General features: G+C 65.3%; 10 protein-coding genes. 3 read left to right on the forward strand and 7 right to left on the reverse strand.

Annotated features, from left to right (window positions below):
- Positions 1 to 936: ATP-binding cassette domain-containing protein (locus JQC81_RS31155; RefSeq protein WP_203275650.1), on the forward strand; the 936-nt coding region annotated here is incomplete at its 5' end.
- Between the two features lie 225 nt (positions 937 to 1,161).
- On the opposite strand, the gene JQC81_RS31160 is transcribed toward JQC81_RS31155, so the two are convergent.
- The gene (locus JQC81_RS31160; RefSeq protein ID WP_203275651.1) at positions 1,162 to 1,998 is read right to left on the reverse strand and encodes an ATP-grasp domain-containing protein; all 837 of its coding nucleotides are present in this window, start codon (positions 1,996 to 1,998) and stop codon (positions 1,162 to 1,164) included.
- 4 nt (positions 1,999 to 2,002) lie between these two features.
- On the reverse strand, positions 2,003 to 2,536 hold the full coding sequence (locus JQC81_RS31165) for a L,D-transpeptidase family protein (RefSeq protein ID WP_203275652.1): 534 nt from the start codon (positions 2,534 to 2,536) through the stop codon (positions 2,003 to 2,005).
- 235 nt (positions 2,537 to 2,771) lie between these two features.
- Between JQC81_RS31165 and JQC81_RS31170 the strand changes: the two genes are divergently transcribed.
- Both JQC81_RS31170 and JQC81_RS31175 read left to right on the forward strand, forming a co-directional pair.
- A complete protein-coding gene (locus JQC81_RS31170) occupies positions 2,772 to 3,458 on the forward strand; it encodes a response regulator transcription factor (RefSeq protein ID WP_203275653.1) in 687 nt (228 codons plus the stop codon).
- Between the two features lie 9 nt (positions 3,459 to 3,467).
- Positions 3,468 to 3,962: a cyclic nucleotide-binding domain-containing protein gene (locus tag JQC81_RS31175; protein ID WP_203275654.1), complete on the forward strand. Its 495-nt coding sequence runs from the start codon at positions 3,468 to 3,470 to the stop codon at positions 3,960 to 3,962.
- Positions 3,963 to 3,975: 13 nt separating this feature from the next.
- On the opposite strand, the gene JQC81_RS31180 is transcribed toward JQC81_RS31175, so the two are convergent.
- The 5 genes from JQC81_RS31180 to JQC81_RS34560 form a co-directional block, all read right to left on the reverse strand.
- Positions 3,976 to 5,688: a methyl-accepting chemotaxis protein gene (locus JQC81_RS31180; protein ID WP_203275655.1), complete on the reverse strand. Its 1,713-nt coding sequence runs from the start codon at positions 5,686 to 5,688 to the stop codon at positions 3,976 to 3,978.
- A gap of 113 nt (positions 5,689 to 5,801) precedes the next feature.
- Positions 5,802 to 6,701 (reverse strand): Gfo/Idh/MocA family protein, encoded by a 900-nt coding sequence (locus JQC81_RS31185; protein WP_203275656.1) that lies wholly within the window; start codon positions 6,699 to 6,701, stop codon positions 5,802 to 5,804.
- Positions 6,702 to 6,740: 39 nt separating this feature from the next.
- Positions 6,741 to 7,556 carry an exodeoxyribonuclease III gene (gene xth / locus JQC81_RS31190; RefSeq protein ID WP_203275657.1) on the reverse strand — a complete coding sequence of 272 codons (816 nt, stop codon included), beginning with the start codon at positions 7,554 to 7,556 and terminating at the stop codon, positions 6,741 to 6,743.
- Between the two features lie 228 nt (positions 7,557 to 7,784).
- Complete coding sequence (locus tag JQC81_RS31195) at positions 7,785 to 8,699, reverse strand: outer membrane lipoprotein carrier protein LolA (protein ID WP_203275658.1); 915 nt, start codon at positions 8,697 to 8,699, stop codon at positions 7,785 to 7,787.
- A gap of 100 nt (positions 8,700 to 8,799) precedes the next feature.
- On the reverse strand, positions 8,800 to 8,906 hold a 107-nt coding region (locus JQC81_RS34560; RefSeq protein ID WP_203275659.1), incomplete at its 5' end, for a DNA translocase FtsK.

The following is an 8,906-nucleotide window of genomic DNA, read 5'->3' on the forward strand; positions in this document are numbered from 1 at the left end:
TTCCTGCGTCCGCAGGAATCCATCACGTTCGCGCATCCCTACCGGCGCGCCCGCGATCTTCTGGAGGCGCACGATGCGTCCGCCCAGGCGCAGCGCGAAAAAACCTTGCGCGAGGTGAAGCGTCTGCGCGAGAGCGCGCAAGAACTGCGCAACGTGGGCATCAACAGCGGCAGCGATGCCGCGCAGATCAAGTCAGCGCAGATCAAGCGCCGGGCCGACGCTTTGGAGCAGACCGCACGTTCCCTGCACAAGGAGCGCTCGGGCGAGATCCGGCTCGGCAATCGCGGCACCCATGCGCGCGTGCTCGTGGCCTTGGAGAACGTGACGGTCGAGGCGCCCGATGGGCGCAAGCTCTTCGCGATCCCCAAGCTCGAGGTGGCGCAGGGCGACCGCATCGTGGTGCTTGGACGCAACGGTACGGGCAAGTCGCAGCTGGTCCAGTTGCTGCACCGGGCGATGCTGGCGCCTGACGGTTTGCCGGGTATCCGGGTGAGTCCGAGTCTTGCGCTGGGCTACGTCGATCAGGACATGCGCCAGCTGCCCGACAAGGCGACGGCGCATGACTTCATCCTGTCGCGGTTTCGGCTCGGCGATCAACGCAGCCGCGCGGTTCTGGCGGAAGCGGGCTTTTTCATCGAGCGGCAGGGGCTGCCGATCGCCAAGCTGTCGCCGGGCCAGAAGGCGCGGCTCGGGCTTCTGGCGTTGCGCCTGTCCGAGCCGAATTTCTACCTCATGGATGAGCCCACCAATCACGTGGACATCCCGGGCCGCGAGCAGCTGGAATCTGAAATCCTCGATGCGGAAGCCACCTGCATCGTGGTCTCCCACGACCGCAGCTTCGTGAGCGCCATCGGCACCCGCTTCCTGCTGATCGATAAGGGCAAGCTGCGGGAGATCGACGAACCGGAGGCGTTCTACGAGAGCATGCAGGGGTGATGAGAGCCTGCCCGTCTCACCACGTCATGGCCGGCCTTGTGCCGGCCATCCACGTCTTCAACCTTTCGTCTCCCTCTGTCCTCATCCTGAGGAGGATTGCGTGAGCAATCCGTCTCGAAGGAGCTTCCAGAAAGCACTGGAGACGCCCTGATCCTTCGAGACGCAGCCTCACGGCTGCTCCTCAGGATGAGGTCAAAGGATGGGAAGACGCAAATGCGGGGGTGGTTACCCAAGCCGCTGAAGCACAGCCCCGACCATCACATCGGCACTGCCCGGCGCGAATTCGAGGTACAGATACGGATCGATCAGCTCCAGCTCCATCAGCACGAAACCGGCGGAGCGAACGAGCCCGTCGACGCGGGCGTAGAGCGGCGTCTGCGGCAGAAAGTCGAGGTAGGACTTCGCGGTGTCGATCACGTCTTGGCTTACCGTGACACGTTCATAGGTGGTGCCGTATTGCGCGTTGGCCCGCCACTCGCCGGCTTTAAGCACACGGCGAACCGCATGCGAGAACGTGCCATCGATGAAGGTCATCGTGGTCTCGCCGAGTGCGCCGATATCGTGTTGATATTCCTGCAGCAGCATTTCGCCCGTGGGCCATCGATCGATGTTCGACCAATCGATCTTCTGGACACCGTGCCCGCTCTGGCTCGAGACTGGTTTTGCCACGGCAACGGACCAGCCTTGCGCCTCCATCCTCTGCGCGATGGCCTGACGGTTTGCCCCCTGTAGGTGGAAGGTCTTAGGGACGGCAAGACCCGCCTCAGCCAACTCCAGCAGATAGGTCTTGCGAAAATTCCAGCGCAGCAGCTCGGGCGGGTTGAGCAGCCTTGCACCTCTGGCTTCGAGCGCATCGATCCAGGCGAGGAAGCGCCCGGGATCGTCGTAGTAATCCCAGCAGCAAAGGGGCAGCGCGGCTTCAGCCGCCGCGAAGGTCTCCAGCGGCGTCGTCTTCCAGGGCAGATAAGCCGCGTCCATGCCTTGCGCCTTCAGGGCGCTCACCAGGGCCTCAAGGCTCGGCGTCGGATGCGGGTACTCGGAACAGGTGGCGATCAGGATCATGTGGTCAGCCTAGGATTTCGATGCGCGTGTTTGGCCCGATCCGCTCCAGGAGCCGCCGGATCATGCGGCGCTCCACGGCGACGCAGCCCTCCGTGGGCAGGAAGCCCGGGCGGGCGAGGTGCAGGAAGATGGCGCTGCCGCGACCCTTGATGATCGGACCGCGGTTCCAGGCGATGTCGAGCACCACGTCGTAGAGATGGTCGTCCCGCCACATCTTTTCGTGGCTCGTGGAGCAGGGCAGGGGAACGAGGCGGTTGTAGCGCCGGTCCCGCACGTCGTCTGACCAGCCTTCATTGGGGCAGATCGCCTTCAGGGGCAGGCCGGTTCGGGGGCGCGGTCCGTGGTCGGCCCGGTAGAAGGCCTGCAGGATCTTGAATCGTCCGACCGGCGAGGCGCCGTCGCCCTCGCGCTTTGAGTGAGAGGTGCCGGAGCGTCCCAAGGCGCAGGGAATCACGAGATTGCCAGCCTGCAATCGCCCGCGCCGATGATCGAGCGGGGAACGGAAAACACGGATAACATTGACGCGAGACTGTTTCATCGGCAGTGGAAGGGCCTTGGGCACCCCTTGTTGTCAAGCTGGGAATGACTACTCTTATGCGTCGAACATGATCCGAAGCTCAAGGCTCGCGCCGGCATATCCAGCCAGGCGGCGATATTCGATCCGGATCATGGGCGGCGACAAGGGGCGAACGAACCGGCTCGAGGCTTGAGGGTTCTTCGCTTTCGAAGGGCCGCTCCAGCCAACATGCAGTTCATCGTGTGAAGGGTTTCAGATGTCGAATGCCAGCCGCCTCCTCGTCGTCGATGACGATCAGGATCTGCGCGACACCCTAGCCGAACAGCTCGGCCTCCATGACGAGTTCCAGGTCACCATCGCCGAGACGGCCAATGGGGCCATCGAGGCCGTGAAGGGCGACCGGATCGATCTCGCCATCATGGATGTGGGCCTGCCCGACATGGACGGCCGCGAGGCCGTCAAGGTCATGCGCCAGAACGGCTTCCGCAGCCCGATCATCATGCTCACCGCCCAAGGGTCGGAAACCGATACCGTGATGGGCCTCGAGGCCGGCGCCAACGATTATGTGGTGAAGCCTTTCAAGTTCGCCGTGCTGCTCGCCCGCATCCGCGCGCAGCTGCGCCAGTACGAGGCGAGCGAGGACGCAGTGTTCCAGATCGGGCCCTACATCTTCCGTCCCGGCTCCAAGCTGCTCACCACCGAGAAGGGCTCCAAGCTCAAGCTGACCGAGAAGGAGACGGCGATCCTGCGCTATCTCTACCGCGCCGGCCAGGCCGTGGTCGGGCGCGACACCCTGCTCACCGAGGTGTGGGGCTACAATTCCAACGTCACCACCCATACTCTCGAGACCCACATCTATCGTCTGCGCCAGAAGATCGAGTCGGATCCCTCGAACGCCAGCATCCTGGTGACGGAGCCGGGCGGCTACAAGCTGATCCCGTAAACACGTATCATGGCCCTCGACGACGACATCGCGACCTTAAGCCAGGCTCCGCTGTTCAACCTGCTGGAGAAGGATGCCCTGCGGCTCGTCGCCTTCGCGTCGGAGACCCGCACGTACCGCGAGGGCGATGTGCTGTTCAAGAAGGGCGATCGCTCCGACGGCGGCTATGTGGTGACCCGCGGATCCATCGCGCTCGACGCCGCTGAAGACGGCTCACCGGCTGCCTTCATGGCCGGCGCCGGCGCGCTGATCGGGCAGGCTGCCCTGTTCGCCCGCATCGAGCGCCGCGCCACCGCCACGGCGCAGGAGCCCTCGGCCATCATCCGCGTGACCCCCAGCCTCATGCGCCGGGTGCTGGAGGAGTTTCCGGACGCCGCCGCGGCCATCCACGACGCCATGGCCGAGGAGCTGACCCGCCTCACGGAAGGCCTGGAGCGCGTACGCCAGCAGCTCATCGCCATCGACGGCGAGGACCGACCGGCCGTCCCGCAGGAGGACACGTGAGGGGTTTACCCCCTCACGCCGCCTTGACGTCGGACAGGAATACATCGACCTCGCGGGAGAGGTTCTCAGCATAGCGGGCCAGTTCCTGGGCCGCATCGAGCACCTGCACCGCCGCAGCACCCGTCTCGCCTGCGCCATGCTTCACGCTGTCGATGCTCTCCGTCACCTGACCGGTGCCGCGGGCAGCCTCCTGAACGCTGCGGGAAATCTCGCTCGTGGTTGCGCCCTGCTCCTCCATGGCGGCGGCGATGCCGGTGGAGATGCTGGAGATCTGGTCGATGACGGTCTGGATGCCGTGGATGGCATCCACCGCCTCCTGCGTGGCGCCCTGGATCTGGGCGATCTGCGAGCCGATCTCCTCGGTGGCCTTGGCCGTCTGGGTGGCCAGGTTCTTCACCTCGGAGGCCACCACCGCGAAGCCCTTGCCGGCCTCGCCGGCGCGCGCCGCCTCGATGGTGGCGTTGAGGGCCAGCAGGTTGGTCTGGCTCGCGATGCTGTTGATGAGGGCAACGACTTCGCCGATGCGCTCGGCGCCATTCGCCAGGGCCTGCACGATGCCGTTGGTGCGCTTGGCGCTCTCGACGGCCTCGAACGAGATCTGCGACGACTGGGTGACCTGCCGGGCGATCTCGCGGATCGAGATCGACATCTCCTCGGTGGCGGCAGCAACCGTCTGCACGCTGCCCGAGGTCTGCTCGGCTGCGGCCGCCACGCTGACGGATTGCCGGTTGGTTCGCTCGGCCGTGGCCGTCATGGTCTGGGCGGTGGCCTCCATCTGCGAGGCTGCGGTGGCGAGCCCCTGCGTCAGAGCCGATACATTGGATTCGAACTGACGGGTCAGACCATCGAGCTTCAGGGCGCGCTGCATCTTCGCGTCGCTCTCGGCGGCCTGCTCGACCGCGAGCCGCTGACGCTCGACCGTGTTCTCACGGAAGATCTCCACCGCGCGGGCCATCTCGCCGATCTCGTTCTTCCAGGCGAGGTAGGGCACCGTCACGGAGGTGTCGCCATGGGCGAGGCCGTTCATAGTGCCGGCGAGCTTCGGGATCGGCCGGAACAGCATCCGGGCCGAGACGATTGCCGCCAGGGTCAGCACGAGGACGGCGGCAAGCGAAACCATGCCCATCTGCCACATGAGGCGGTTGGCCGAGGCTTCGAGGGCAGTGACCTGGAACCCGCTGCCGAGCACGCCCAGAACCTGCCCGCTCTGGCCGAAGACCGGCAGGTTTATCAGGAGGTAGTCTCCGCCCAGGATCTTGGCCTGGCCCACATAGGTGCCGCCCCCGGAGACGATGGGGAAGACCACGCCCTTGCGGTCCATGGCCGTGCCGACTGCACGCGTTCCGTCGGGGTTGCGCATGTTGGTGGCGCGGCGGATGAAGTCCCCGCTCGCCTTGTCCTTCACGAACAGGGTGGCGGGAGCCTGGGTTGCCTCGGCGATTCGGTCGGCGAGCTCGTCGCTGTAGAACACGGCGTCGTCATTCACCGTGATCCCGGTGACGGCACCGGTGCCGTCCTTCTTCACAGTGAGGCTGCCGATGGAGCCGCTCAGGATGCCGACGAAGGTCCGCACATTGGATTGCAGCTGCGCCAGGGCCTTGCTCTGCACGTCCGAGCGGGTCTGAAGGGACACGACCGCAAACAGGGCGGCGGCGGTCATCACGACGAAGGCCACCATGGCGGCGGTCGTGAGATGGGAAAGCTTTCGATGAGCGAGGAACTGCACGGCTGTTGACCTTAGGGAAAGTTGTCCCGCCTGTTTCGCAAAGGGCGGTTAACAATCGGTCAAGGCGGCCGCAGGCGAACTCCCGCGTGACCCAAAGGCTGAAGTGCGAGACCCTACGATCTCAGAATCTCTTCGATGAGCGAAACGACTTGGGCAGCTTCCTCGAAGGTCGCCAGCCGGTTGGGGCGGCCCTCCAGAAGCAGGGCAAGCTCCGCGATCTGGTTGGCATCGGCCCGCGCGGGCGCGATGTCGCCGCTCTCGTGAGCGAGGCGATACCACTCGCTCATGATGGCCGAGCTGCGGGACCCCTTCACCTCGAAGCGGTTGAACTCGTCTTGGTCGCCGTCCACGGCGGCATCGATGGTCATGGAGGCTGAGGCGAACCGGAGCACGGCATGGTCCCGTGTTTCCGTGCCCATAAGTCCGCGCTCGACGGTGCATTCCGCAAGGCGCCCAGGGCCGAACAGGCGCAGGGCCAGAAAGGCGAAGTGGGAGACGACCTCCCGGATGAAGCCGCCCTGCTCAGGGCCGGCGAGCCACGATGCGGCGCCCTGCTGCCATTCCCTGGGCCACTGCCGGAAGCGCAGCGTCAGGTGCGCCGACAGGTTTTCGCCGAGAGCCCCGGTATCGACCAGTTCCTTCAGGCGCACGGCTGCGGGCGCGGTGGCGAAGGGAAAGTTGACGGCGGCCGGAATGCCCGCCCGGGCAACCGCATCGACGCAGGCATGGGCCGATTCCGGCGAGGCTGCGAGCGGCTTCTCGCACAGAAGCGCCTTGCCGGCGCCCGCTACCGTCCTGACGATCTCCTCATGCGTGAGCGGAGGCGTCGCCACATAGACGCAACGGACGGACGGGTTGCCGACGAGTTCGGCGACGCTGCCGGCCATCGGGATTGCGGTTTCCGTGACGGCTGGATCGTAGGCTGCCACGATCGTGAAAGCCGGATTCGCCCTGATGCTGTCCGCGAGACGCCGCCCCATCGTGCCGAGGCCGACAATTCCAATGCCGTACATGATCAAATCCGCTGACGGGGTGAAGGTTGGAAGTCCGGCTTACAGCTCCAGCACCGCCGTCACCGGCGCGTGATCCGAAGGGCGCTCCCAGCCGCGGGTGTCGCGGGTGACGTCGATGGCGCGAAGAGTATCCTTCAGGCCCTTCGACAGCCAGATGTGATCAAGCCGGCGGCCCTTGTCTGCGGCGGCCCAATCGGGCGAGCGGTAGCTCCACCACGAATAGATCTTTTCCGGCTCGGGGCGTAGAACGCGCATGGCGTCGATCCACTCCGCCTCCTGGCGCAGTTCCTCGAGAGCTTGCGTCTCCACCGGCGTATGGCTCACCACGTCGAGCAACTGCTTGTGGCTCCACACATCGTGCTCGAGGGGCGCCACGTTGAGGTCGCCGACGAGGATCGCAGGACCCGCGGCGGGCTTCGCCTTGCTGCCCCATGCGCGCATCTCGGCCATGAAGTCGAGCTTGTGCCGGAATTTCTCGTTGATCTCGGGATCCGGAATGTCGCCGCCCGCCGGTACGTAGAAGTTATGGATGGTGAGCCCCGCCGCGGCCTTGGCCTCCCGGCTCAAGGTGACGGTGATGTGGCGGGCATCCTGGCGGCCGCACATCTCCATCACGCTCGTCTCGGCAAACGGATAGCGGGACAGGATGGCGACGCCGTTATAGCCCTTCTGTCCCATATGGACCACGAAGGGATAGCCGAAGGCCTGCAGGTCCTTCAGGGGCAGCTTGTCGTTCGGGCATTTGGTCTCCTGCAGGCACAGGATGTCCGGGCGGCGCTCCTTCAGGAAGCGGCCCACCTGATCGATGCGCAGGCGAACGGAATTGATGTTCCAGGTCGAGACGGTCAGTTGCACGGATGAGGCCCTTCGGAAGACCCTTTTCGGCTACGACAGATTCGGCCTGGAGGGAAGGGCGGGCTTCAGGGTCGTCTTACACGCGACCTCATCCTGAGGAGCCGCGCAGCGGCGTCTCGAAGGATGGTCCAGAGTGCACTGGAAACGCCTCGTCCTTCGAAACGGTCACTGACGTGACCTCCTCAGGATGAGGCTGTGAGGTGCAGAAGTCTCCCCCCGAGCCGCAGGTTATCGGTTGTTACCTGCCCCAATGATCGCCTCGTACTGGATCTTGAACAGATCCTGGTCGATCCGGCGGCCGCGTTCGACCTTGTCGAGCACCACCACGGTCTGGAAGCCCTGGGCATCGACGATGCGCCACTGGTTCAGGCTCTCCACCTGCGGGTCGAAATAGAGCGTAATCCGGGAGGTGCCGCCGAGCGTCGAGGTGTCCTCCAGGTTTATCCGCACCGCATTGCCGTCGTTGGTGATGCCGGTGATCTTGATGTCCTGGCCGAGATTGACCCGCTCGCGCAGGAGAAATTTCAGGGGCGTCTGCGAAATGGAATAGAGATCCTGCGTGGCGAGCTTGCGGTCGCGCACCGCCACCGAGCGACCGTCGGCAACCACCTGCAGGGTCGCCGGCGGATCGTATTCAAACCGCACCTTGCCGGGCCGCTGCAGATAGAGCGTGCCGCCCTGCCGGCGCCCGTCGCCGCCCACCTGCGTGAAGTCCGCCACCATGGTGTTGAGATTCGTGAAGAAGGCATTGGCCCGCTCCACCACCACGCTGTTGGGCAGCGGCTGGTTGAGCGCCACCGGAACCGCCGAAGCGGTCACGATAGGCTTGGGGGTAATGACAATCGGCTCCGGAGCCGCTTCGGGCTCGTCCCGGACTGGCCGGCTCGGCGGCAGGGGCGCCGTCGCGGCGAGCACCTGCTCCGCGTTGGCCGGTCTCGGAATCACCGGCCGGGCCGGCTGGGTCGCATGCCGCGGACGGAAGGAAGCCGTCGGCAGGGGCGCGGCCGGGCGGCTGAAACTCTGCGCAGCCGGCCGCGCGGGCGGAAGGATCATCTCGATCGGCAGCACCTGCCCCATGGCCGGCAGGATGCCCGCACACGCGGACAAGGCCGTGGCCAAAGCGACGAAGGGGAGGGGACGCATCCGAAGATTCTCCTGACCGGAACAATTATGAACGCTGCTTGGCCATTGCACATGGCTCAACAATGACGCAGGGCCGCGGCCAAGGTTCCGATGCTGGAGCTTAATCGTCGCCCACTCCCGGAGATTCAAGCAGAATTTCGCGTTTACCGGCGTGGTTTGCGGGTCCGACGATGCCCTCCTGCTCCATGCGCTCCATGAGCGAGGCCG

The organism is Microvirga arabica, assembly GCF_016811235.1.
Taxonomy (GTDB): domain Bacteria; phylum Pseudomonadota; class Alphaproteobacteria; order Rhizobiales; family Beijerinckiaceae; genus Microvirga; species Microvirga arabica.